Annotated in this window: 20 protein-coding genes; 10 read left to right on the top strand and 10 right to left on the bottom strand. The window is 75.8% G+C overall.

Going from position 1 to position 22244, the window contains the following annotated elements:
• Positions 1-30: 30 nt before the first annotated feature.
• Complete coding sequence (locus ACFIF2_RS02480; protein WP_395570774.1) at positions 31-1623, top strand: von Willebrand factor type A domain-containing protein; 1593 nt, start codon at positions 31-33, stop codon at positions 1621-1623.
• Positions 1624-1724: 101 nt separating this feature from the next.
• On the top strand, positions 1725-3653 hold the full coding sequence (locus ACFIF2_RS02475) for an AMP-dependent synthetase/ligase (protein WP_395570773.1): 1929 nt from the start codon (positions 1725-1727) through the stop codon (positions 3651-3653).
• 95 nt (positions 3654-3748) lie between these two features.
• On the opposite strand, the gene rdlB is transcribed toward ACFIF2_RS02475, so the two are convergent.
• On the bottom strand, positions 3749-4153 hold the full coding sequence (gene rdlB, locus ACFIF2_RS02470; RefSeq protein WP_395570772.1) for a rodlin RdlB: 405 nt from the start codon (positions 4151-4153) through the stop codon (positions 3749-3751).
• Positions 4154-4416: 263 nt separating this feature from the next.
• On the opposite strand from rdlB, the gene rdlA reads away from it, so the two are divergent.
• The 3 genes from rdlA (at position 4417) to ACFIF2_RS02455 (ending at position 6219) form a co-directional block, all read left to right on the top strand.
• Positions 4417-4821 carry a rodlin RdlA gene (gene rdlA, locus ACFIF2_RS02465; protein WP_395570771.1) on the top strand — a complete coding sequence of 135 codons (405 nt, stop codon included), beginning with the start codon at positions 4417-4419 and terminating at the stop codon, positions 4819-4821.
• A gap of 287 nt (positions 4822-5108) precedes the next feature.
• Entirely contained in the window at positions 5109-5336 is a 228-nt protein-coding gene (chpD, locus tag ACFIF2_RS02460; RefSeq protein WP_395571035.1) for a chaplin ChpD, read from the top strand.
• A gap of 148 nt (positions 5337-5484) precedes the next feature.
• Positions 5485-6219 (top strand): chaplin, encoded by a 735-nt coding sequence (locus ACFIF2_RS02455; RefSeq protein ID WP_395571034.1) that lies wholly within the window; start codon positions 5485-5487, stop codon positions 6217-6219.
• Positions 6220-6713: 494 nt separating this feature from the next.
• Here ACFIF2_RS02455 and ACFIF2_RS02450 read toward each other — a convergent pair whose 3' ends face one another.
• A complete protein-coding gene (locus ACFIF2_RS02450) occupies positions 6714-8006 on the bottom strand; it encodes an ATP-grasp domain-containing protein (protein WP_395570770.1) in 1293 nt (430 codons plus the stop codon).
• 144 nt (positions 8007-8150) lie between these two features.
• Between ACFIF2_RS02450 and ACFIF2_RS02445 the strand changes: the two genes are divergently transcribed.
• Positions 8151-9380, top strand: coding sequence for a glycoside hydrolase family 26 protein (locus ACFIF2_RS02445; RefSeq protein ID WP_395570769.1), 1230 nt, complete (start codon positions 8151-8153; stop codon positions 9378-9380).
• Positions 9381-9408: 28 nt separating this feature from the next.
• Here the strand turns inward: ACFIF2_RS02445 and ACFIF2_RS02440 are convergent, their stop codons facing one another.
• The 8 genes from ACFIF2_RS02440 to ACFIF2_RS02405 all read right to left on the bottom strand — a co-directional run bounded on the left by ACFIF2_RS02440 (position 9409) and on the right by ACFIF2_RS02405 (position 19329).
• Positions 9409-10557, bottom strand: a complete 1149-nt coding sequence (locus tag ACFIF2_RS02440) for a GNAT family N-acetyltransferase (RefSeq protein ID WP_395571033.1) — start codon at positions 10555-10557, stop codon at positions 9409-9411.
• Positions 10558-10589: 32 nt separating this feature from the next.
• Positions 10590-11330: a lipopolysaccharide biosynthesis protein gene (locus tag ACFIF2_RS02435; RefSeq protein WP_395570768.1), complete on the bottom strand. Its 741-nt coding sequence runs from the start codon at positions 11328-11330 to the stop codon at positions 10590-10592.
• Positions 11327-12487, bottom strand: coding sequence for a glycosyltransferase (locus tag ACFIF2_RS02430; RefSeq protein ID WP_395570767.1), 1161 nt, complete (start codon positions 12485-12487; stop codon positions 11327-11329). Before ACFIF2_RS02430 ends, ACFIF2_RS02435 begins: the two co-directional genes overlap by 4 nt.
• A 1-nt stretch (position 12488) precedes the next feature.
• Positions 12489-13178 carry a polysaccharide deacetylase family protein gene (locus tag ACFIF2_RS02425; protein WP_395571032.1) on the bottom strand — a complete coding sequence of 230 codons (690 nt, stop codon included), beginning with the start codon at positions 13176-13178 and terminating at the stop codon, positions 12489-12491.
• 109 nt (positions 13179-13287) lie between these two features.
• Complete coding sequence (murJ, locus tag ACFIF2_RS02420) at positions 13288-15165, bottom strand: murein biosynthesis integral membrane protein MurJ (protein WP_395570766.1); 1878 nt, start codon at positions 15163-15165, stop codon at positions 13288-13290.
• Positions 15162-16505, bottom strand: a complete 1344-nt coding sequence (locus tag ACFIF2_RS02415) for an O-antigen ligase family protein (protein ID WP_395570765.1) — start codon at positions 16503-16505, stop codon at positions 15162-15164. The genes murJ and ACFIF2_RS02415 overlap by 4 nt, the downstream gene beginning before the upstream one ends.
• A gap of 5 nt (positions 16506-16510) precedes the next feature.
• The gene (locus ACFIF2_RS02410) at positions 16511-17938 is read right to left on the bottom strand and encodes an exopolysaccharide biosynthesis polyprenyl glycosylphosphotransferase (RefSeq protein WP_395570764.1); all 1428 of its coding nucleotides are present in this window, start codon (positions 17936-17938) and stop codon (positions 16511-16513) included.
• A complete protein-coding gene (locus ACFIF2_RS02405; protein ID WP_395570763.1) occupies positions 17935-19329 on the bottom strand; it encodes a glycosyltransferase in 1395 nt (464 codons plus the stop codon). The genes ACFIF2_RS02410 and ACFIF2_RS02405 overlap by 4 nt, the downstream gene beginning before the upstream one ends.
• A 418-nt stretch (positions 19330-19747) precedes the next feature.
• On the opposite strand from ACFIF2_RS02405, the gene chpG reads away from it, so the two are divergent.
• From chpG to ACFIF2_RS02385, 4 genes are all read left to right on the top strand, one after another.
• Positions 19748-19987 carry a chaplin ChpG gene (gene chpG / locus ACFIF2_RS02400; protein ID WP_361215037.1) on the top strand — a complete coding sequence of 80 codons (240 nt, stop codon included), beginning with the start codon at positions 19748-19750 and terminating at the stop codon, positions 19985-19987.
• A 274-nt stretch (positions 19988-20261) separates the two neighbouring features.
• Positions 20262-21023 (top strand): hypothetical protein, encoded by a 762-nt coding sequence (locus tag ACFIF2_RS02395; RefSeq protein ID WP_395570762.1) that lies wholly within the window; start codon positions 20262-20264, stop codon positions 21021-21023.
• Between the two features lie 226 nt (positions 21024-21249).
• The gene (locus ACFIF2_RS02390) at positions 21250-21531 is read left to right on the top strand and encodes a hypothetical protein (RefSeq protein ID WP_395570761.1); all 282 of its coding nucleotides are present in this window, start codon (positions 21250-21252) and stop codon (positions 21529-21531) included.
• A gap of 83 nt (positions 21532-21614) precedes the next feature.
• A complete protein-coding gene (locus tag ACFIF2_RS02385; RefSeq protein ID WP_395570760.1) occupies positions 21615-22130 on the top strand; it encodes a hypothetical protein in 516 nt (171 codons plus the stop codon).
• Positions 22131-22244 lie beyond the last annotated feature (114 nt).

The raw sequence follows: 22244 nt of genomic DNA, 5'->3' as shown, positions 1-22244 counted from the left end.
CGGCGTCAAGGGAACCAGGGGGAACGGACGATGAAGCGGTACCGGACACGGCGGCCGGTCGGCGCGCTGCTCGCGCTCACGGCGGCGGGCGGCCTGCTGCTCACCGGCTGCGCGGGCGGGGGCGACGCGAGCGGCGGGACCAAGGACACCGCGGTCGACTCCCGGGGCGGCGGCCCGGCGCCGGTGCCGGCGCCCGACCGCCCCCGGGGTGAGGGCGGGCAGCGCCACGGCGGCGGCACGGCGACCGGGGAGGCGGGGGAGTCCGGGGACTCCCGCGAGGTGGCCCCGGACCCCGGCCGACTCTCCACCTTCGCCCTCGACGTCGACACCGCCTCCTACGGATACGCCCGGCGCACCCTGGCCGAGGGCCGCCTGCCCGACCCGTCGACGGTCCGTCCCGAGGAGTTCGTCAACAGCTTCCGCCAGGACTACGACCGTCCCGACGGCGACGGCTTCACGGTGACCGTGGACGGCGCCCGCACCGAGGAGGAGGACTGGTCGCTGGTCCGCGTGGGCCTGGCCACCCGCAGCGCCGGGCAGGAGGGCGAACGCCCGCCCGCCGCGCTGACGTTCGTCATCGACATCTCGGGCTCCATGGCCGAACCCGGCCGCCTCGACCTCGCCAAGGAGTCCCTGGGCACGATGACCGACCGGCTGCGCGACGACGACTCCGTCGCGCTCGTCACCTTCAGCGACGAGGCCGAGACCGTCCTGCCGATGACCCGGCTCGGCGACCGCCGCGGCCGCGTCCACGACGCGATCGACAGCCTGGAGCCGACCGACTCCACCAACCTCGGCGCGGGCGTCGAGACCGGTTACGACACCGCCGTCGAGGGCCGCCGCGAGGGTGCCACCAACCGCGTCGTCCTCGTCTCCGACGCCCTCGCCAACACCGGCGACACCGACGCGGACGCCATCCTCGAACGCATCGCGGACGAGCGCCGCGAGCACGGCATCACCCTCTTCGGCGTCGGCGTCGGCAGCGACTACGGCGACGCCCTGATGGAACGCCTCGCCGACAAGGGCGACGGCCACACCGCCTACGTCTCGGACACCGAGGACGCCCGCGAGGTGTTCTGCGAGCAGCTCCCGCGCCACGTCGAGCTGACCGCCCGCGACGCCAAGGCCCAGGTCGCCTTCGACCCCGAGACGGTCGCCGAGTTCCGTCTCGTCGGCTACGACAACCGCCGCCTCGCCGACGACGACTTCCGCGACGACCGCGTCGACGGCGGCGAGGTCGGTCCCGGCCACACCGTCACCGCCCTGTACGCCGTCCGCGTCCGGCCCGGCGCGGACGGCCACCTCGCCACGGCCACCGTCCGCTGGCTCGACCCCCGCACCCGGGCCCCGCACGAGGAGTCGGGCGACGTGGAGACCGGCGCCCTCGCCGGCTCCGTGTGGGACGCGGACCACGGCCTGCGGGTCACGGCGGCCGCCGCCTACTTCGCCGACGCCCTGCGCGCCCCGTACGGCGACGAGGGCGCCCCCTACGAGGGCGCCCTGCCCGGCGCACCGCGCCTCGGCGAACTCGCCGACCGTACCGACGCGCTGGCCGACCGCACGGAGGACCCGGACGTCGGGCGGCTCGCCGAGGCGGTCCGCCAGGCCGACCGGCTGAGCTGAAGCGGGGTCCGTTGACCCCTTACGCACAAGTAAGTTTACTCTCAAGTAAGTAACGGGAAGAGGCAGCTCAACACCACTCCGATCCGCGACCGGGAGCCGACATGGGCGTACGCAGGGACCTGAAACGGGCGAAACAGCGCGGCGGCCTGGCGTCCCGCACCCGGACCGAGACCGTCAGGGACGCGGACGGCACCGTCCGCGAGGCCCGCACCGAACCCCTCGCGCCCCGCCCCACCACGGGCAGCACCGCGGACATCCCGTTCACCAACGCGGCCGAGGCGCCCGACGCGGTCGTCCTGCGCCGCGAGGTGAACGGCGTCTGGCGGCCCGTCACCGCGGCGGAGTTCGCCCGCGAGGTGACCGCCGTCGCCAAGGGCCTGATCGCCGCCGGCCTGGAACCCGGCGGCCGGGTCGCCGTCATGTCCCGCACCCGCTACGAGTGGACGGTCCTCGACTTCGCGATCTGGACGGCCGGCGGTCAGACCGTCCCCGTGTACCCCACCTCCTCCGCCGACCAGGTCGAGTGGATCGTCCGCGACTCCGGCGCCCGCCACGTCGTCACCGAGACCGCCGCCCACACCGCCACCGTCGTGACCGGCACGGCCTCCCACCCCGAGCACCCGCGCGCCTGGGAGATCGACGCCGGCGCGCTCGCCGACCTCACCGCCCTCGGCCTCGGCGTGAGCGACGAGGAGGTCACCAAGCGCCGCACCGCCCTGACCCCGGACACGGTGGCGACCGTCTGCTACACCTCCGGCACCACCGGACGCCCCAAGGGCTGCGTCCTCACCCACGCCAACCTGCACGCCGAGGCCGCCAACACGGTCGAACTGCTGCACCCGATCTTCAAGGAGGTCACCGGCCAGAAGGCCTCGACCCTCCTCTTCCTGCCCCTCGCCCACATCCTCGGCCGCACGATCCAGATCGCCTGCCTGCTGGCCCGCATCGAGATCGGCCACTTCCCGAGCATCAAGCCCGACGAACTCCGCCCGGCCCTCAAGGAGTTCCGCCCGACCTTCCTGGTGGGCGTCCCGTACCTCTTCGAGAAGATCCACGACACGGGCCGCGCGACCGCCGAGAAGCTCGGCCGCGGCGCCTCCTTCGACCGCGCCCACCACCTCGCCGTCCGCTTCGGCGCCGCCCACCTGGAGCGCTTCCTCGGCCGCGGAAAGGGCCCCGGCCCCGCCCTGTGGGCCGGCTGGGCCCTGTACGACCTGCTGGTCTACCGCCGGGTCCGCAAGGAACTGGGCGGCCGGATGCGCTACGCCATCAGCGGCGGCTCCCCGCTCGAACGCGACCTCAACCTGTTCTTCTACGCCGCCGGAATCATGATCTACGAGGGCTACGGCCTCACCGAGACCACCGCCGCCGCCACCGTCATCCCGCCGCTCGGCCCCCGCCCCGGCACCGTCGGCCCGCCGATCCCCGGCACGTCCGTCCGCATCGCCGACGACGGCGAGGTCCTCATCAAGGGCGGCATCGTCTTCGGCGCCTACCGGAACAACCCCGACGCCACCGCCGCCGCCCTCGCCGACGGCTGGTTCGCCACCGGCGACCTCGGCTCCCTGGACGACGACGGCTACCTCACCATCACCGGCCGCAAGAAGGACCTCCTGGTCACCTCCGGCGGCAAGAACGTCTCCCCGGCCGTCCTGGAGGACCGCCTGCGCAGCCGCCCGCCCGTCGCCCAGTGCCTGGTCGTCGGCGACAACCGGCCCTACATCGCCGCCCTGGTCACCCTCGACCCGGACGCCGTCGCCCACTGGCTGGCGGTCCGGAAGCTACCCGCCGACACCCCGATGTCCGAGGTCGTACGGGACGAGCGGATGCGCGCCGACGTCCAGCGGGCCGTCGACCACGCCAACGCGGCCGTCTCCCGCGCCGAGTCGATCCGCGCATTCCGCATCGTCGAGGGCGAGTTCACCGAGGAGAACGGGTTGCTCACCCCGTCCCTCAAGGTGAAACGGCACGCGGCGGTGACGGCGTACGCGGACGAGATCGAGGCGCTGTACGCCACGCGGGGGCAGTGACACGAGGGCACTGAAAGCGGCGGCCTCGGCCCGGAGGACGGCACGCGAAAGGGGCGGGCCGCCGATGCGCTCGGCGGCCCGCCCCTCGGCGGGTGTCAGCCCTTGCCGCCGCCCTCCCCGTTGGAGGACAGGATCGAGACGTCCTCCAGGAGGTGCGCCAGCGCGCCGTCCCGCTTGGCCTGCGTGGAGTTCTCGGCGCACTGCTGGTTCAGGTCGTCCGACAGGATGTTCAGGTCCTGGATCGGGACCAGACCGATGACACTGACCGGGATGTCACTGACGGCGATGCAGGGCTTGTTGAACGAGCCCTGGATGAGCGCCATCTGCGGGCTCATGTTGCCGTGGGTCGCCGAGTTGCCGAAGTACTGCGACGCGCCGTTGCCGTTGGCGGAGACGGGGCCGCTGTCGTCGCCGATCGCCATCGCCTGCGGGGCCGCGGCAGCGGAGGCGCCCATGACGGAGGCGGCGATCGCCGCGTAGGCGACTACCTTCTTGATCATTTGGCCAGTCCTTTCTGAAGAAACCCCGTCCACCGGAGCGCTCTGGTCAACTCCGTGCACGCGGCCGGGTTTCTCCCGTTCACTCCGACGGCGGACAACGGCAAATGTGTACGGGTTCGCGGTCCGCCGCGATTTCCCGGCGAATTTCCCGGGTGCCCGGAGATCCCGTGCGGGCCAACCGGGTGAACGCCCGCAACCAATCCCCGCACACCGGGTTGATGAGGCCGTAGGACAGTGCGTCGCTACGACGAAAGGAACGCGAAGTGCTCAAGAAGGCAATGGTCGCCGCGGCGGCTGCCGCTTCTGTGATCGGCATGTCCGCTGCTGCCGCCCCCCAGGCCCTGGCCATCGGGGACGACAACGGGCCGGCCGTGGCCAACGGCAACGGCGCCTCGTCGTCGTTCGGCAACTCGGCGACCGACGGCGACATGAGCCCCCAGCTCTCGCTGGTCGAGGGCACGCTGAACAAGCCGTGCCTGGGTGTCGAGGACGTCAACGTCGCCGTCATCAACCTGGTCCCGATCCAGGACATCAACGTCCTGGCGGACGAACTGAACCAGCAGTGCGCGGACAACTCCACGCAGGCCAAGCGGGACGGTGCGGTCTCGCACGTCCTGGAGGACCTGTCGGTGCTGTCGGCGAACGGCGAGGGCGGCGGCAAGGGCTGAGCCCCGTCCGGCCCCGTCCGGGCGGCCCGCTGACTTCCCCGTGGGCCGCCCGGTCCTGTCTGGGCCGGGATCTCGCCGGGCGAGCGGAATGACGTCGTCGCTCTCCTGGGGGAACGGCCGTACCGATTCGTGTGGCATGCGAGTGACATTCTCGGGTTCCCGCGTTCGGTGGTTTCCCGGCCGTCAATTCCTCGTTTGCAGGCTGCAGGTCATGGTGCGAGCCGTCAATGCTGTGCTCGCGCGGTTTCGGCCGTCATTCAGGCATGACCGCAGAGAAGGGAAAGTTCATGAAGAAGAGCGCTGCTGTCGTCGCGGGCGCCATCCTGGCCCTCGGCATGGCCACCCCGGCTTTCGCCGACGCGGACGCCCAGGGTGCCGCCGTCGGCTCCCCGGGTGTCCTGTCCGGCAACGTCATCCAGGTTCCCGTGCACGTTCCCGTCAACGTGTGCGGCAACAGCATCAACGTCGTTGGTCTGCTGAACCCGGCGTTCGGCAACGAGTGCGAGAACGACTGACGTCGTTCCGCACCGACCGGCTGCGTCATGGCCGGCCTTGGCCAACTCGTTTGGTTCAGGGCCGGCTTTTCCCCTTTCCCGCAGCCGTTCTCCAGCCACCTCTACCAGCAGGAAGACAACCAGAGTGCGACAGACCCTGAGCAGGGGGATGGTCGCGGCAGCCGCCGCGACGGGCATCCTGTCCCTGTGCGGCAGCCCCGCCCTAGCCGATTCGCATGCGGACGGAGCCGCCAAGAACTCGCCGGGCGTCGCGTCCGGCAACGCCCTCCAGGTTCCGGTCGACGTACCGGTGAACGCCTGCGGCAACACCGTCGACGTGATCGCCGCGCTGAACCCGGCCTTCGGCAACGAGTGCGAGAACACCTCGGACGCCCCGGCCGGCGGCGGATACGGCAAGGACGGCGAGACCACGTCCGGTTCCTCCGCGGACGGCGCGGCCGTCGGCTCGCCCGGCGTCGGATCGGGCAACAACGCGCAGGTTCCGGTCGACGTACCGGTGAACCTCTGCGGCAACACCGTCGACGTGGTCGCCGCGCTCAACCCCGTCTTCGGCAACTCCTGCGATCAGGCCGAGGAGGCACCCCCGGGTTACGGCGAGGAGGAGCCGCCTCCCACCACGCCGCCGCCCGGCGAGGAGGAGCCCCCGCCCCCGGGCGAGGAGAAGCCGCCGCCGCCCGCCGAGGAGGAGGAGCCGCCGCCGCCCGCCGGGGAGAAGGAGACCCCGCCGGCCCCGCCCGCCCCGCCGACCCCGCAGGTGGAGCAGCCCCCGGTCCTCGCGGAGACCGGCGGTGAGGGCACGGCGTCCGCCGCGGCCGCCGGTGCCGTGCTGATCGCCGGCGGCGCGATCCTGTACCGCCGGGGCCGGGCCGCCGTCGGCCGCTGACCCCGGCCCACCCAGCCCCCTACGCCCCACCCCGACGCCCCCGGCCGACCCGTACGGTCCACCGGGGGCGCCGTACTGCCCGGCACGAGCGTCGGCACGGGCCACGGGGCCCCGGCCGTGACGTCCGGCCCCGGGCCCCCGCCCCCGGGCCCTCGGCCCCCGGGCCCTCGGCCCCCGGGCCCTCGGCCCCCTCGGCCCCCTGGGCCCCCGACCCCCTCGGTCCCCTGGGCCCCCGGGTCCCCTGGGCCCCCGGGTCCCCTGGGCCCCCGGCTCCCTGGGCCCTCGGCCCCCCGGGCCCTCAGCCCCCTGGACCCTCGGCCCCCCCGGACCCCCGGACCCCCCCGGGGGCCCCGGGCTGGCCCCCGCCGTGACGCCTTGCCGGATCCCCGCGTCAGCGGGCTCGCGGACGCTCGGGCGCTCGGGTCCCGGCCGTGGTGGGGGGCTCGCACGTGACCGCCGGGCGCGGCGCCGTGGCGGTGCGGGTGGGTGGCGGGTCAGTGGCTGCCCGCCCGGTCGTCCTCCGCCGGGCCGGGGCGGGCGGCGTGGTCGGGGGCGGCCGCCTGGCGCACCACGCGGGGCCGGGCCGGCCCGGCGGTGCCCTGCCGGGCGGCCCTGTGGCGCAGGCGGTCCAGCAGCCGGGCGGTCACATGGCGCCCCCACAGGGGCCACAGGGCCCGCCCCGGCGCCCGGTCGTCCGGGGCGTGCCAGGCCAGCTCGCGTCCGTCCGGGGCCCGGCGCAGGGCGCTCAGCGGCGCGTAGTTCTCCACCACGAACGCCCGCCCCGGCCGCGGGGCCCCGTCCGGCAGCGGGCGGTGGGTCAGGTCCAGGTGCAGGGCGCGTACGACGTCCAGTCCGGCGGTGTCCGTGAACAGCCGGAACTGGGCGCCGGGGCGCGGGTTGAAGTCGAGCAGGTGGTAGTCGCCGGTCGTGCCGCAGCGGCGGAAGTCGAGGTCGAGGACGCCCCGGTAGCCCAGCTCCGCGCAGAGCCGCTCGGCCAGTGCCTGGACCCGCGGGTTCGGCGTCCAGCGGCCGACCGCCGTCAGACCGGCGCCGCGCGGCCTGGCGCGGGTCTTGCGGCCGGGACCGCCCGCCCGGACCGCGCCGAAGCGGTCGGCGTACCCGTGGAAGAACCAGTCGCGGTCCGGACCCGGCGGCAGGAACGCCTGGAGCAGCAGCCGGCTGCCCGCCTCCTCCGCCCGCCGGTACAGCTCCCGCGCCTCCCCCGCCGAGCGGACCAGCACGGTGCTGCGCAGTCCGCCGCCCGGGGGCACCAGCCAGGGCCGGCTCCACTTGGCCACCACCGGCAGCCCCAGCCGCCACGCGGCACGGGCCGCCTCCTGAGGCCCGTCCGGGACCAGCGTCTCGGGGTGCGGGATGCCCAGGGACGCGCACACGCCGGCCAGCTCGGCCTTGTCGGCCACCCGCCCGGGCAGCGCGCCGGCCAGGTCCGGCAGCAGGTAGGACGGTGCCAGCTCCGCCCGCATCCGGCCCACGGCCACCGCGCACGCGTCGTCCATCGGGATCAGTACGGCCGGACGCGCGACCCGGGTGGCGACGCGGCGCAGGACCGCCGCGATGTCGGCGGGTGACGCGCCGGGCGGCGGGGGCGTGTGCAGCCGGGTCACGTAGCGGGACACGCCGACCGGGCTCTGCGCGCAGTCGGCGACCACGTGCACCTCCACGCCCGCGCGGCCGAGGGAGCGCACGGCACCCAGCGTGCCGTGGTGAAAGGGATTCCGGTCGGTCCGCAGCACGACGGCGGGGACGCGGGTGTCGAAGAGCGACACGGGGAACTTCCTTCGCATTCGATTCGATTCACCGGTGCGGGCGATCGGTGTACTCGAAAGCCCTAAGCGCGGTGGCGTGACGGCATTTCATATGACTGAGTGTCAGTAAGCAGTTGTGAATTCGCGGCGACGAAGGAGCCGGTCATGGCCGTACGGCAGTCACGGACCCGGTCCACGCGGCCGGCACGCGTCGCGGCGGTGATCGCGGCGGCGGCACTCCTGGCCGCGGTCCCGCGGGTCGCCGCCGGCGAACCGGCCCCGCCCGCACCGGCGCCACCCGCGCCGGCCCCCGCGGCCCCGGGCCGGACGCCCGGCGTCGCGCCCGCGTTCGGCGCGTACCTGGACTACGGCCCGCGCGGCGTGGCCCGGATGGCCGAGCTGAGCCACTGGCTGGGCGGCGCCGAGCTGCGGGTCGGTCACACCTACCTGCCCGGCGACCGCTGGAGCAACATCGCGGGCGCCCCCGGCTTCCTCGACGTGTGGGCCGACTGGCGCACCCGCGAGGCGGACCGGACGCTCGTCCTCAACGTGCCCATGATGGAGCGCAACGAGGAGGGCGTCGACGACGACGAGGTGCGCGAACTCCTGCGCCAGGGCGCCGCCGGACGCTTCGACCACCACTTCAGGGCCCTCGCCGAACGACTGGTCGAACTGAACGTCCCCGACACGGTCCTGGTGCTCGGCTGGGAGATGAACGGCACCACGTACACCCACCGGTGCGGACCGGACCCCGAGGCGTGGAAGACGTACTGGAACAGGATCGTCACCACCATGCGCGCGGTGCCGGGGCAGAAGTTCCGGTTCGACTTCACGCCGAGCCGCGGCCGGGACGCCGTGCCCTGGACGGAGTGCTATCCCGGGGACGCCACGGTCGACATCATCGGCATGGATTCCTACGACCAGCCGCGCGGAATGGCCTTCGACGAACAGGTGAGGGAACCGTACGGACTCCAGGCGCACGTCGATTTCGCCAAGGCGCACGGAAAGCCCATCTCCTATCCCGAATGGGGGCTGTTCCGCAACGGCGACAACGCCGAGTACATGCGGCGCATGCTCGCCTGGATGGACGAGCACAAACCCGTGTACAACACGGTCACCGACTACTGCCCGCACGGCGTGTGGCAGTGCGACGACAACCCCCGGTCCACCGCCGTCTACCGGTCCGTGCTCTTCGGCCGCACCGACGAACCCGCGCCCACGGCTCCGGAACCGACCACGCCGCCCGCGCCCACCGCACCGCCCGTGCCCGCGGTGCCGCCCACCGCGCCCGCGCCGGCGGCCGGCTGCTCGCCGCTGGAGCTCGGCGACTGGGTCGAGCACTGGCTCGGCGGGAAGCTCTGCATGCGCCTCGACTGGTACTCGCGAGGGAAGTAGCGGCCGCTCGCGGTGGCGGCGGCGCCGGTCAGGTGCCGCCGCCACCGGAGCGCTCCTTCCGCTCCCGGCCGCGCGCCAGCAGTTCCTTGCCCCGCCGCCGCGCGGCGACGTCGCACAGGGCCGCCGACAGCAGCGGGGCCGTGCGCCGGCGGGCCAGCAGCAGCCGCTGGTTGCGCACCGGCTCCGGGCGCCAGTGGTGCTTGTACGGCTCGTCGCCCCGCAGCAGGCTCAGCGTGCCGCGCCCCGGCGCCCGGGTGCGCTCGGCGCACGCCTCCAGCAGCATCACCGCCACGTCCGCCTTCCGTTCCCGCAGCCGGGGGTGGGCACCGTACAGGTAACCGCCCGCCAGTTCCCGCCCCAGCAGCGTCACGTCCACGGCCACCACCTCGTCGTCCATCCGGAACTCCGTGACCACCGCGTCCCCGGAGCGCACCATCGGCGCCACCGCGCGCACCAGGTGGTCGCGGAAGCGGGTGCGCAGGTGCTCGCCGGTCACCTTGCGCCCCTGCCACTGCAGCCGGTGCAGCTCCAGCAGCCGCCGCAGCGCCGCGTCCGTGTCGTCCGGGGGGACGGCGCGGCTCCTGATGCCGAGCGCGTCGAGCCTGCGCAGCTTGGCGCGCACCCGCTGCTGGGCCTTGGCCGAGGGCAGCCGGGCGACCAGCTCCTCCATGGGGGCCGACGGCAGCTCCAGGCAGAGCGAGTCGGGGACCCGTCGCCGGGGGCCGGGCCAGCGGTCGTGGACCCGTTCGGCGGCGGCTCCCGGCCGTACCTCGCGCAGGTCGATCAGGGCGGTGCGGGCCGCCGCCCACAGGGCGCCGGTGAGCGCGGCCACCGCGTCCGGGCCGCGTTCGTCGTCCAGCAGGACGTCCCCGTAGTCGGAGATCGCCCCGCCCAGCGGCACCAGCGCCGGCACCGGGTGGCGTACGCGCATCAGGGGGGCGGCGGCGACCAGTTCGCGGCCGTCGCGGGCCAGCACCAGCCGCAGCCGGCCGCGTCCGCCGTAGGAGCGCCACCACGAGTGCAGCCAGGCGTGGCTCTGGAACGGGGTCGCGGTGGAGCACCCGCGGTACAGCCGCTCCCAGTCCACCGCCAGCTCGGCGAAGCCGCGCTCGTGCGTGACCAGTTCGGTCGTGTACGCCGTCCCGTACGAGGCCGGGGCGGGGGCCGGGTGGGGCAGCGGGTGCGCGTCCGGGCGCGTCGCCGGGTACGTCACGGCCGGCCGCGGACGTCGGCCGCCGGGGCGGGTCCGGGCACGGCCGTCGCCGCGCGGTCGCCTTCCCGCGCGGGGCGGCGGGGCCGGACCAGCAGGGCCAGCCCGCCGAGCAGCCCGCCCGCGCTCGCGCCCACCAGCCCCGTCACGCCCGCCGACGCCGAGGACGCCTCGGTCGGCTCGGTGGCGCGGGCGAACTGCCGCAGCTCCACGTGGGTGTCGTCGGCGGAGGCCTCCGCGTGCCGGGTCAGCGCGCGGGCGACCGCGTCGGCCATGTCGGCGGCCTGGTCCGGGCGGGCGGAGGTGGCCGTCACGGAGACCATCGGCGCGTCCGGCGAGGTCGCCGCGCGGACGCTCTCCTCCAGCGTCGCCACCGGCACGCCCGCCCACACCTGCGCGTCCCCGAGCACCGCGAGCTGCGTGGCGACCCGCCCGTAGGCCTGGGCGAAGCCCAGCGCGGACGCCGGGTCGGACTCGTCGTCGGCGACGGCGACCACGTAACTCGTCGCCGTGTACCGCGGGGTGGCGGCCAGGCCGTAACCGGCGCCGAGCAGGCCGCCGGCCAGGACGCCGGCCGCGAGCGGGGTCCAGGGCGGCAGGGCACGGGCCCGGCCCAGGGCGGCCCAGGCGCGGCGCAGCACCTGGCGCAGGGCGGCCGGGGCGCGGCGGGGACGGGCGGGGGGCGCGGGGTCGTGCTCCGTCGCGGGCTCGGCCGGGGACTGGGTGAGGGCTTCGGTCATGGGGAACTCACTCCCTGGGGTGCCGGGGACAACGGGTGCGTGAGGGCGGTCGCGTACACGTCCATCAGCCGGGCGGCGCTGCGGGTGACGCAGTAGTGGCGGGCGGCCTCGGGCACGGTGCGCGGGCCGGGGCCCGGTCCGGCGGACGCGCGGACCTCGGCGAGGGCGCGGGCGAACTCCTCGTCACCGCCCGCGACACGCCGGGCCGTGGGCGCGGACCGGGGCGGCAGGTCCTCGATGGCCGGGCAGGAGGCGTACAGCACCGGCAGACCCGACGCGAGACCCTCAACGACCGCCAGGCCGAAGGCCTCCTCGCGCGACGGCGACGCCAGCACGTCCATCGCGCAGACCAGTGACGGCAGGTCGGGGCCGAGGGAGCCGTCGGGGACGTAGGGGCGTTCGCCGGTGAGCAGGACGCGGTCGGCGACCCCGGCCTCGCGGGCGGTGCGGCGCAGCACGTGCTCCTCGGGGCCGCCGCCGACCAGCAGCAGCCAGCAGTCCTCCGGGAGCCGGGCCAGGGCGCGGACCAGCACGTCGAACCGCTTGCCCGGCGCCAGCCGGCCGACGCCGCCGACGACGTACGCCTCCTGGGGCAGGCCGAGGCGGCGGCGGGTGCGCAGGCGGGCCACGGGGTCGAAGCGGAAGCGGGCCAGGTCGATGCCGTTGGGGACGACCTCGATGCGGGGCGCGGGCACCCCCCAGCGCTTCAGCCGGTCGGCGACGGTGGGGGAGACGGCGACCGTGGCGCTGCCCAGCCGCTCCCCGGCGAGGTAGAGGGCGCGGACGCCGGGGGTCAGCGGGCGGCCCTCCATCTGCGAGTCGCCGAGGGAGTGCTCGGTGGCGACGACCGCGCGCACGCCCGCCAGCCGCGCGGCGAGCCGGCCGTACAGGCAGGCACGGTAGAGGTGCGTGTGGACGAGGTCGTAACCGCCGGTGCGGATGAGGCGGGCGAGCCGGGGCAGCGCGGACAGGTCGCGGTTGCCGGTCATGCCGAGGTGGACGACGTGCACACCGTCGGCGAGCAGTCCGTCGGCGACCGTGCCGGGGTTGGTGAGCGTCACGACGTCGCAGTCGACGGGGAGGTGGCGCACGAGCAGCCGCAGTTGCTGCTCGGCGCCGCCGACGCCGAGACCGGTGATGATGTGCAGCGCCCTCACCTCACACCCCCGTCGCGGCGCGGCGGCGCAGGCGGTGCAGCCGGGTCTTCAGCAGCAGGCGTACGGCCGTGTCCCGCTCGCCCACGTGGACGCGGGGCAGGGCGTGCGGGCCGGTCAGCGGGCCGGGGTCGATGGCGCAGGCGTACGTGTAGCCGGCGGCGCGCACGGCGTCGGCGGCGCGGGCGTCGACCGTGCCGTAGGGGTAGCAGAAGCCGGTCACCGGCGCGCCGGTCAACTCCGCGAGCCGTTCCCTGCTCCCGGCTGTCTCGGCCTCCAGCGTGGCGTCGTCCGCCTCGGTCAGGTCGACGTGGGTGAGCCCGTGCGAGCCGATCTCGACGCCCTCGGCGGCGGCGTGCCGGATGCCGTCGGCGGTCAGCAGCGGCTTGCGCGGGCCCAGCGGGTCCCACGCGTTGTCACCGCCGAGCCGCCCCGGCAGGACGAAGAGGCTGGCGCCGCAGTCCCAGCGGCGCAGGCGGGGCAGGGCGTGCTCGACGAAGTCGGCGTACCCGTCGTCGAAGGTCAGCCCGACCAGGCCGGCGCCCTCGCCCCGGGCCCGGGCGGCCAGCAGCTCGGCGACCGACACGCCGCGCAGGCCGCGCCGCCGCAGCCAGCCGAGCTGCGCGTCCAGCCGGGCGGGCGTCACCGTGATGCGGTACGGGTCGTCCGAGCAGTCGCCGACCGAGTGGTACATCGCCACCCAGGGAACGGTGGCGGGGCGGGTGCGGGCGCCGGTGCGTCGGGGGGTGCCGGGGCGAGCGGGGGTTCCGGTGCGCGTGGGGGTGCCGGTGCGCGCGCGGGCGTCAACGGAATCTGCGGAAGCGGAAACGGCCATGGGAGAGCCTTCGTGTGACGAGACGGAGGGGGCGGAGGGGGCGGACGGGGCGGAGGGGGCGGAGGGGGCGGGTAGGACGGAGGGGACGTCGGTGGTGGAGGGTGCGGATGGAGGTGAGCGCCGGGGCGACGCCCTGGACGCCGAGGGCCAGGCCGAGCAGGGCGAAGACGCCTGCGACGGTCACCGCGCCGGCGGCCAGGGACAGGGCGGGAGCCGTGAACCGGGCCGCGACCAGCGCGCCCGCGACGCTCGCCCCGGCCGCCGCCAGCACCGGCCGGCCCAGGTCGCCCAGGACGCGCCGGACGCGGACCGGGACGCTGCGCGGGCCCATCCCGGCGAGCAGCAGGGCGGCGGTGACGGTGATGCCGGCGGCGTTGGCGGCGGCGATGCCGGTCACGCCCCACGGGCCGACGGCCCAGGTCCCGATGCCGGCGGTGGCGGCGATGCCGGCGGCCATCGCGGCGAGCGGGTACCAGCTGGCGCGGCCCGCCGAGAAGTAGGAGCGGGCCAGCGCGCCCACCACGGTCTGGCCGAGCAGCCCGAGGGCGTACACGCGCATGACGGTCGCGGTCGCGGCGGTGTCGGCCGCGGTGAACGCGCCGCGCTGGAAGAGGAGTCCGATCATCTGCGGGGCGCAGGCGACGACCGCTGCCGCGCCCAGCAGCACCAGGCAGGCCGCCAGCGCGACGTCCCGCTCGACGCGGTCGCGGGCCCGTTCGGTGTCGCCGTCGGCCATCGCGCGGGCCACCACCGGGAAGGTGACCGTGCACAGCATCAGCGACAGCGTCATCGGGATCTGGGCCACCTTCTGCGCGTAGTTCAGGTGCGAGATGGCACCGGAGGGGAGCGTGGAGGCGAGGTGGCGCTCGATGAGGACCTGGGACTGACGGCACAGCGCGAACAGCAGGACGGTCCCGAAGAGGGCGAGGACGAGGGGCCGCGCGGGGCTGCTCGCCGTCTGCGCCGGCTCGCGCTCGGTGTGGGGGGTCTGCGCCGGCTCGCGGTCGGTTTGAAGGGTCTGCGCCGGTTCGCGGTCGGAGTAAGTGGGCGGTGCGGGCTCGCGGTCGGTGTGGGTGGGCCGCGCGCACGTGTCGTCCCGTCGGCGCAGTTGCCGGAGCAGGGACGGCAGTTGTGCCGCCACCATCAGGAGACCGCCCGCCGCGACCCCCACCGCCGCCGAGCGCACCCCCCAGCGCCCGCCGAGGACGAACATCGCCGTGATGATGCCGGTGTTGTAGGCGACGTAGATCGCCGCCGGCGCGAGGAACCGCCGGTGCGCCCGCAGGGCCGCGCTGCAGTACCCGGCGAGCCCGAAGCTCAGGACGCAGGTGGCGGTGAGCCGGGTGCAGTCCACGGCGAGGGCGTGGTCCGGCAGCCCCGGCGCCAAGGCCCGGACCAGGTACGGGGCGCCCACGACGACCAGCGCGCCGGCCGCGACGAAGGCGAGGGCCAGCCGGGGCAGGGTGGCGGCGACCAGCGCGCGGACCGGGTCGGCGGGGGCGCCCCGCACACGGCGGGCCAGGGCCACGCTGAACATCGGCACCAGGGCGAAGGCCAGCCCGTCCTCGATCAGCAGCGTCGCCGCGAACTCCGGCACCGTCCACGCCACCAGGAAGGCGTCCGTCTCGCTGCCGGCCCCGAACAGCCGGGCCAGCGCTTGGTCCCGGGCCAGCCCGAGCACCGACCCGGCCACCGACAGGACGGCCGTGAGCAGCGCGGCCCTGGCGAGGAACCCCCCGGCGGACCGCCCGCCCCCGGCCGCCGCGCCGGGGCCCGCGTCGGGGGCGGCGGTGCGGGCCGGCGGGACGGACGCCTCGCCGGCCGCGGGGAGCGGGGTCGCCTTCACCGCGCCGGCACCTCCCGGGGACCGGAGGCGAGCGCCCACCAGGCCGCCAGTCCGAAGCACACCGCCGTCAGCACCGTCGAGGGTCCGCCGATGTCGGCGTACGCGAAGTCCGTCAGCTGCCACACCAGCAGCCCGCAGGCGACCAGCGCGCAGTCGGGCGCGGGCCGCCCGCGACGCCGTACCGCACGGAGCCGGCGCAGCCCCAGGACCAGCAGGGCCAGCCAGCTCCCCGCCAGCGCGAGCAGCCCGATCAGGCCCTGTTCGGCCAGGATCAACAGGTACATGTTGTGCGGGGAGAGCAGGGGCTGCCTGTGGTAGCCGGCGCCGGCGCCGTCGGTCTCGCTGCCCGAGGACAGCGCCAAGGAGGCGTACGTGTCCCGGTGTTCGGGGAAGCCCTTGAGGCCCACGCCGGTCAGCGGCCGTTCGCGCCACATGCCGGCCGCCGCCGCCCACATCGTGTAGCGGTCGGTCACCGACCGGTCGGGGGCGTCGGCGACGCGGGTGATGCTGCCGACCCGCTCCTGGAGCATCGCCGTACCGACCCCGAACCCGCCCACCAGCACCACGCTCGCCGCGATCGCGGCCGCCCCCACCGCCAGCGCCCTGCGCACCCCGGCGAGCAGCAGCTGGACCGCGCACGCCACCGCCGTCGCGATCCACGCGCCCCGGCTGAACGACAGGGCGAGCGGCGGCAGCAGGAGGACCGCGCACCCGGCGGCGCACGCCCGCTGCCGCCCCGAGGCCGTACCGGGGGAGTCCCCCGAGGCCCAGGACCGCCCCAGCGCCAGGCCCACCGCGCACACCAGCCCCAGGGACACCACGGTCGCCATCCCCATCACGTCCTGCGCGCCGAACGTGCCCACGGCCCGGACCGGCTCGCCCTGGTAGGAGGCGCCGGTCCCGGTGACGTACTGGTGCACGCCGACCGCCCCCTGCCACAGCGCCAGCCCCACCACCGACCAGGCGAGCAGCCGTACGTCACCCCGGTCGCGGACGAGCAGCAGCACGGCGGCGGGGACGAGGACGAAGACCTGGAGGTAGCGGCCGAGGCCGGTGAGCCCGGCCCCCGGCGCGTGCGCGACCGCCGCGGCGACGGCCAGCCCGAGCACGGGCAGACCCAGCACCACGGCCGCCGTACGGGACAGGGGACGCCGCCGGTCCCGCACCAGCCGCAGGGCGCAGTACAGCACCACCAGCGCGGAGAGCGCGTCGGCCGGCCCGGCACCGTCGCCGCCGGGGACGGCCGGCAGGGCGAGCAGCGCGACGACCGCGACCACGCCCAGCACGGGCGGCAGCCGCCGTACGCGCGCGGTGGACCACAGGGGCAGGGCGAGGGCCACCGCGGTCAGCTCCCCGTGGGGCGCACGAGCGCGACGGCGGTGCGCAGCAGGATGCACACGTCCTGCCACAGCGACCAGTCGTCGATGTAGGCGTTGTCGAAGCGGGCCCGGTCCTCGATGGAGGTGTCGCCGCGCAGCCCGTTGATCTGGGCCAGCCCCGTGATGCCGGCCGGCATCCGGTGGCGGGCCGCGTAGCCGGGGTAGGTCTGGCTGAACCGGGCCACGAAGTAGGGGCGTTCGGGGCGCGGGCCGACCAGGCTCATGTCGCCCCGGAAGACGTTCCACAGCTGGAGCAGCTCGTCGAGCGACGTGCGGCGCAGGAACCGGCAGAACCACGGCATCCGCCGCTCGTCCGCCACGCTCCACCGGGTCGCCGACTCGTGCGCGTCGGCCGGGCGGTGGGTGCGGAACTTCAGCAGCGTGAACGGCCTGCCGTCCTTGCCGACGCGCTCCTGCCGGAACACCACACCGGGCCCGCCGACGAGCCGCAGCACCGCCGCGCAGGCCGTCAGCAGCGGGCTCAGCAGCAGCAACAGCGCCCCGGAGACCGTCACGTCCAGCACCCGCTTGCCGGCCCCGCCCGGCCGCCGCGCCCCCGGCTCCAGACGCCGGCAGGAGAACCCGGCGAGCCGGTCCGCGCCCGCGGCCGAGGGGGCGTCCGCGTCGACCTCCCACACCGCGCAGCCCGACTCGGCCAGCGCGCGCAGCAGGGGCGCCTGCCGGGTCCGTACGGACGGGTCCACGGTCAGGACGTCCCGTACACCGTTCTGCACCACCGCGCGGCGTACCTCCTCGGCCGTGGTCAGCACCGGCAGGCCGGGCGTGCCGCCGCTCTCGCCGGCGACGATCCCGACCGGGCGCACCCCGCAGCCCGGGTGGCGCAGCACCGCCGAGGCCACGCGCTGGGCGGTGTCCGCGGCGCCGACGACGAGGGCCGCGCGCGGGCGGTTCAGCAGCGCGGTACGCCGCCGTCGGTGGACCACGCCCCGGCCGGCGCAGCCCGCCACCGCGTGCAGCAGGAAGCCGGCGAGCAGTGTGCGCGCGGACAGCGCCTGGTGCGGGGCGTACGCCGCGACGAGCGCCGCCAGGGCCAGCCAGACCACCGCGATCCGGCCGCACAGGGCGGGCAGGTCGTCCAGCGCGCCCGGCAGCCGCCGGGCCGGCCGCGGGTGCAGCACCACCGAGGCGGCGACCAGCAGGGCCGCGAGCAGCGGCTGGTGCGGGGTGCCGGTGAGGACCAGCGAGCCCGGCACCGCCGCCGCCGTACCGTCCGCGACGAGCAACGGCAGCGGGGAGCCGGGACGCGGTGCGGGGCGCCCGGCGGGGAACGGGAGGTCCGCGGTGCCGACGCGCTGCGACAGCACCGAGACGGGGGAGGAGCCGAGGTCGCGCGGCTGGCCGGCGGGGGTGGGGACGGTGCTTTCCGCGGTCACGGGTGCGTGGACTCCCTGTACTCGATGGGTACGACGGCCGACCGCCCCACCGCTGCGGTCCGGTCGCCGGGGGCGGCGAGGGTGCCGGGTGCGGTCGGCCCGTGGTGCGGGGCGGCGTGCGGGGCGGTGGGGCGCCCGGTGCCGAGGAGTTCGCCGTACAGCGCCGCGACCGCGGCGGCCGTGTGCCGTACGTCGTGCCGGGCGAGGACGTGCGCGCGTCCCCGGCCGCCCAGCGACGTGCGCAGCGGGGCGTCGAGGAGCAGGCCGGTGACGGCGCCGGCCAGCGCCGCCGGGTCGCGCGGGGGCACCAGGCAGTGCGGCACCAGAGCGGGCGGCAGGCACTCGCGGGTCCCGTCCACGTCGGTCACCACCACGGGCCGCCCGCACGCCATCGCCTCCAGCGGGGCCAGCGCCATGCCCTCCCAGCGCGACGGCAGGACGACCAGGTCGGCGGCGCGGTACCAGGCGGCGGCGTCCGCGACGGCCCCCGCGAACAGCACGGACGCCGGGGCGCCCGCGGCCGGGCGGACGCCCTCACCCGGAAGGCCGGCCCTCACCGGATCCGGCGCGGGACGGCCGGGGCGGCGGCCGTGCTCCCCCGCGCCGCCCAGGAATCCGTACGCCCCGGCACGCGCCGTGAGCCGCGCGCGCTCCGGGCCGTCGCCGACCAGGACCAGCCGGGCGCCCGGCACCCGCGCGAGGACCGACCCCCAGGCGTCCAGCAGCACGTCCTGCCCCTTCTGCCGGCACAGCCGCCCCACGCAGACCACCAGCGGGGCTCGCGGACCGGCGCCGGGAGCGGGCGGCCGTGCGCCGGCCGGGCCCGCAGCGTCCATCGGGGCGGACGTGCGGAACACGCCGGGGTCGACGCCGTTGGGGATCACCGTCCACCGCCCGCGGATCCCGGCCCGCACCCCCCGCAGCCGCTCCGCCTCGCTCACGCACACCGTCCGCGCCGCCCAGCGCGCCGCGTACCGCTCCCAGCCGAGCGCGAGGACCGCGGCGGCCCCGCCGACCGCCTCGAACGACCAGGCGTGCGGCTGGAACACGGTCGGGACCCGCCCCCGTACGGCGAGCCGCCCCGCGAGGCCGGCCTTGGCGCTGTGCGCGTGCACCAGATCGGGCCGTACGTCGTCGATCACCCGGGCGAGCCGCCGCACCTCCGCCACCAGCGCGGGGCCCGGCGACCGGGTCGCCGGCCAGTGCCGCACATCGGCGCCCAGGGACCGCAGCCCGGCCGCGAGGTCCCCGTCGGGACAGGCGACGGCGACGCGCAGTCCGGCGGCGAGCTGAGCCCGCGTCAGGTCCGCCACGACCCGGGCCACCCCGCCGTCCACCGGCTGGGTGACGTGCAGAACCCTTGGCCGGGACTGCGTCGGTGGCAGGTGCATGCGCGTTTCCTCGCTCACGGAAGTGCTCGGGACGGGCGGGAACGTGTCGCACCGCGGGGCGCCGGCCGCGACGCGACACACGCCGCCGCACGCCGCCGCACGCCGCCGCACGTCGGCGCACGCCGCGTCCCGCCGCGGACGAGCGGGAAGACCGGCTGGTCACCGCCGCGTTCGGAGCGCTCGGAGAGTTCCCCTGGCCGATGTCCCGCGAGAGTGCAAAGGGGATACGTCGGTTGGAGTGGGACTCTAGCCGCTATCCGTACTAATACGGTGAAACCGGGTAAGTGTGTTGGATTTGTGAATGCCACTCTTTCGGGAGATCACCCCTTTGGCGGCACAACCCGCGTGCCTGCCACGCGTTGACACTGCGCCGGGCACCCGCCCGGATGTTTGTGTCAACCCCAAGGAGCACCTCTCCATGTCGCGTATCGCGAAGGGCCTGGCCCTGACCTCCGTCGCCGCCGCCGCGGTGGCGGGCACCGCCGGTGTCGCCGCTGCCGACGCCGGCGCGCAGGCCGCCGCCGCTCACTCCCCGGGCGTCCTGTCGGGCAACGTGCTGCAGGTTCCGGTCCACGTGCCGGTCAACGTCTGCGGCAACACGGTCGACATCATCGGCCTGCTGAACCCGGCGTTCGGCAACGAGTGCGAGAACGACTGACCGTCGGCTCGAACCCCTGCACCGGCCGTCCGTACCGCGGTTCCTCCGCGAGCGGGCGGCCGGTTCGCGTTGCCGCACGGACGGCGGTGTGCTGCCCCGAATGGGGGGTGCGGGCGCCGACACGGCGCGCGGACCTTGACAGGGCGTCTCACCAGGCAGGACGCCGGAGCGCGGAGAAGCGGTCCGGGGCGGAGGGTGAACGATCGGTTGCACAGCGCCACGGGCGCTTCCACGGTGGGCACAAGATCCGACGCACCACCGAAAGGAACCCCCCATGCGTCTGCCCGCACGGCGAATCGCCACCACCGCTCTCACCGCCGGCCTCCTGATCGGCCTGTCCGGGCCGGCGGTGATGGCGGCCGATGGCGAATCGGTCCGGGAACGCACCCACGCGGCGTCCCGCGCCCCCCTCCCCGACGTCGCCGAACTGGAGAGCCAGGTCGGCAGCCTGGCCGGTCTGGGCGGCGTGCTCACGCCGGTCAGCGACCTGCTCGACGCCGTCCTCAAGGCGGACAGCGGCCGGCTCTCCGAGACGGACGCGGACAAGCTCGCCGCAGCCGTCAAGGAAGCCCTCGCCAAGGCCGACGCGGCGGACGCCGACGCGGACGACGTGGCGACCACCCCCGGCACCACCACCCCCGGCACCACGACGCCCGGTACGAGCACCCCGGCCCAGCCGCCGGTCGTGACCGCGCCGGAGGCCGAGACGCCGGTCACGCTGCCGGCGCCCGTCACCCTGCCGGCGCCCGCCGCGGCGCAGGACGGCGACGCGACCGCCGCCGCGGACGACCTGGCCGCCCAGGCGCACGCCGCCCTGCAGAAGCAGATCGACGCCCTGGTCAAGGCCAGCACCTCCGGCACCGCCGAACAGGTGACCCCGGCCGTCCAGGAGGTGGTGACCGGCGTGGTCAACGTCGTCGCCGCCACGCTGGTCGCCAGCGGGCTGCCCGCCGCGGACCTGGCCGGCCTGCCCGCGCTGCCGAGCGCACCGGAAGCCGCCGTACCGGCCAACCCGGCCCCGGCGAACCCCTCCTGACGCCCCACGGCGTCCCGGGCCGTCGCGCCACCCCCTCCGGGGTGGCACGGCGGCCTTTCGCGTTCCGTCCCCCCCCGGATCCCCCCGCTTCATTTCTCCGATCCCCTCCGGAGATCTCATATGTCTTCCGGGCTCGTGGTTTCCGTGCGCGGCACAGGTCGTTACGCATGGCGTCCGCATGTGCTCCGGTGACACGAGTCGCCGAGCCACCGAGGAAAGGAACACGATGAAGTCCCTCAAGGCCGCCGCCGTCGTCGCCGGGTCCCTGGTCGCCGCGGGCTCCGCCGCGCCCGCGTTCGCCTACGACGCCGCCGACATCACGCCCACCAGCCTCAACGGCGCCGTGAACGCGCTCACGTCGGAGCCCATCGACGTCATGCCGCTCAAGCACCAGTCGGACGCGCTCGACACCGAGAACAAGGACTCCGTGCTCCACACCGTGAAGGGCGCGACCGCCGACCTGAACTCCAAGGGCGGCCTCCTCGGCGGCCTCCCGCTGGGCCGCTGACCCGGCCCGCCCTCTCCCGCCCTCTCCCTCCGTCGCGTCTCCCCGCCAGCCTTCCCGCCTTTCCGAAAGGGACCGTGCCTGACATGAAGTCGACCACCAGACGAACCCTGGCCGCCGTCGTCACCGGTGTGGCGGCCGCCCTGGGCGCCGCCGCGACCCCCGCCGCGGCGGCAGGCGCGATCCCCGTGCCGGTGCCGCTGGACGGCGCGGAGACGGCCCTCGGCATGGAGCTGCCGGAGGTGGCCGGCGAGCTGCCCGTACTGACGCCGGGCGCCCCCGAGGGGCCCCGGTACGTCGAGGGCCGGCTGCTGCCGGAGCGGACGCTTCCGCAGTTGCCGGTGAGCGGCGGACTGCCCGGCGTCGACGTGCGCCAGCCCCTTCCGCACGTCCTCGGGGACGACTTCGACCACGCCGCCGTCGACGCCCCCGCCGCCGGGCTGCGGGCCCTGGCGCCGGGACTGTCCCTCGACGCCCCGCTCAGCGCCCCCGACGGCGAGGGTGCCGGTCTGCCGACCACCAAGCTCCCCCAGGCGGGCGTACTCGCCCCGGTGGTCCAGACGGTGCCGACGGCCGGCCTGGGCGTCGGACCAGGGCTGTGACGGCTCCGTAGTCCGTAGCGCGTAGCCGGTAGCCGGCAGCCCGTACGCGGCCCCAGGCGGCCGGTGCTCCGTGTGGCCCTGCGCGGGGTGACCGAGAGGCCCTCCGCCCGGTTG

The organism is Streptomyces sp. BK79 (genome assembly GCF_044142145.1).
Taxonomy (GTDB): domain Bacteria; phylum Actinomycetota; class Actinomycetes; order Streptomycetales; family Streptomycetaceae; genus Streptomyces.
Note: the sequence above shows the minus strand (reverse complement) of the source record. Positions and strands in the feature narration are given on the sequence as shown.

Bases quoted from the DNA above. Each gene is read 5' to 3' on its own strand.
- ACFIF2_RS02480 (WP_395570774.1), top strand. From the start codon at position 31: ATGAAGCGGTACCGGACACGGCGGCCGGTCGGCGCGCTGCTCGCGCTC.
- ACFIF2_RS02475 (WP_395570773.1), top strand. From the start codon at position 1,725: ATGGGCGTACGCAGGGACCTGAAACGGGCGAAACAGCGCGGCGGCCTG.
- rdlB (WP_395570772.1), bottom strand. From the start codon at position 4,153: ATGATCAAGAAGGTAGTCGCCTACGCGGCGATCGCCGCCTCCGTCATG.
- chpD (WP_395571035.1), top strand. From the start codon at position 5,109: ATGAAGAAGAGCGCTGCTGTCGTCGCGGGCGCCATCCTGGCCCTCGGC.
- ACFIF2_RS02455 (WP_395571034.1), top strand. From the start codon at position 5,485: ATGGTCGCGGCAGCCGCCGCGACGGGCATCCTGTCCCTGTGCGGCAGC.
- ACFIF2_RS02445 (WP_395570769.1), top strand. From the start codon at position 8,151: ATGGCCGTACGGCAGTCACGGACCCGGTCCACGCGGCCGGCACGCGTC.
- ACFIF2_RS02435 (WP_395570768.1), bottom strand. From the start codon at position 11,330: ATGACCGAAGCCCTCACCCAGTCCCCGGCCGAGCCCGCGACGGAGCAC.
- ACFIF2_RS02425 (WP_395571032.1), bottom strand. From the start codon at position 13,178: ATGTACCACTCGGTCGGCGACTGCTCGGACGACCCGTACCGCATCACG.
- ACFIF2_RS02405 (WP_395570763.1), bottom strand. From the start codon at position 19,329: ATGCACCTGCCACCGACGCAGTCCCGGCCAAGGGTTCTGCACGTCACC.
- chpG (WP_361215037.1), top strand. From the start codon at position 19,748: ATGTCGCGTATCGCGAAGGGCCTGGCCCTGACCTCCGTCGCCGCCGCC.
- ACFIF2_RS02395 (WP_395570762.1), top strand. From the start codon at position 20,262: ATGCGTCTGCCCGCACGGCGAATCGCCACCACCGCTCTCACCGCCGGC.
- ACFIF2_RS02390 (WP_395570761.1), top strand. From the start codon at position 21,250: ATGAAGTCCCTCAAGGCCGCCGCCGTCGTCGCCGGGTCCCTGGTCGCC.
- ACFIF2_RS02385 (WP_395570760.1), top strand. From the start codon at position 21,615: ATGAAGTCGACCACCAGACGAACCCTGGCCGCCGTCGTCACCGGTGTG.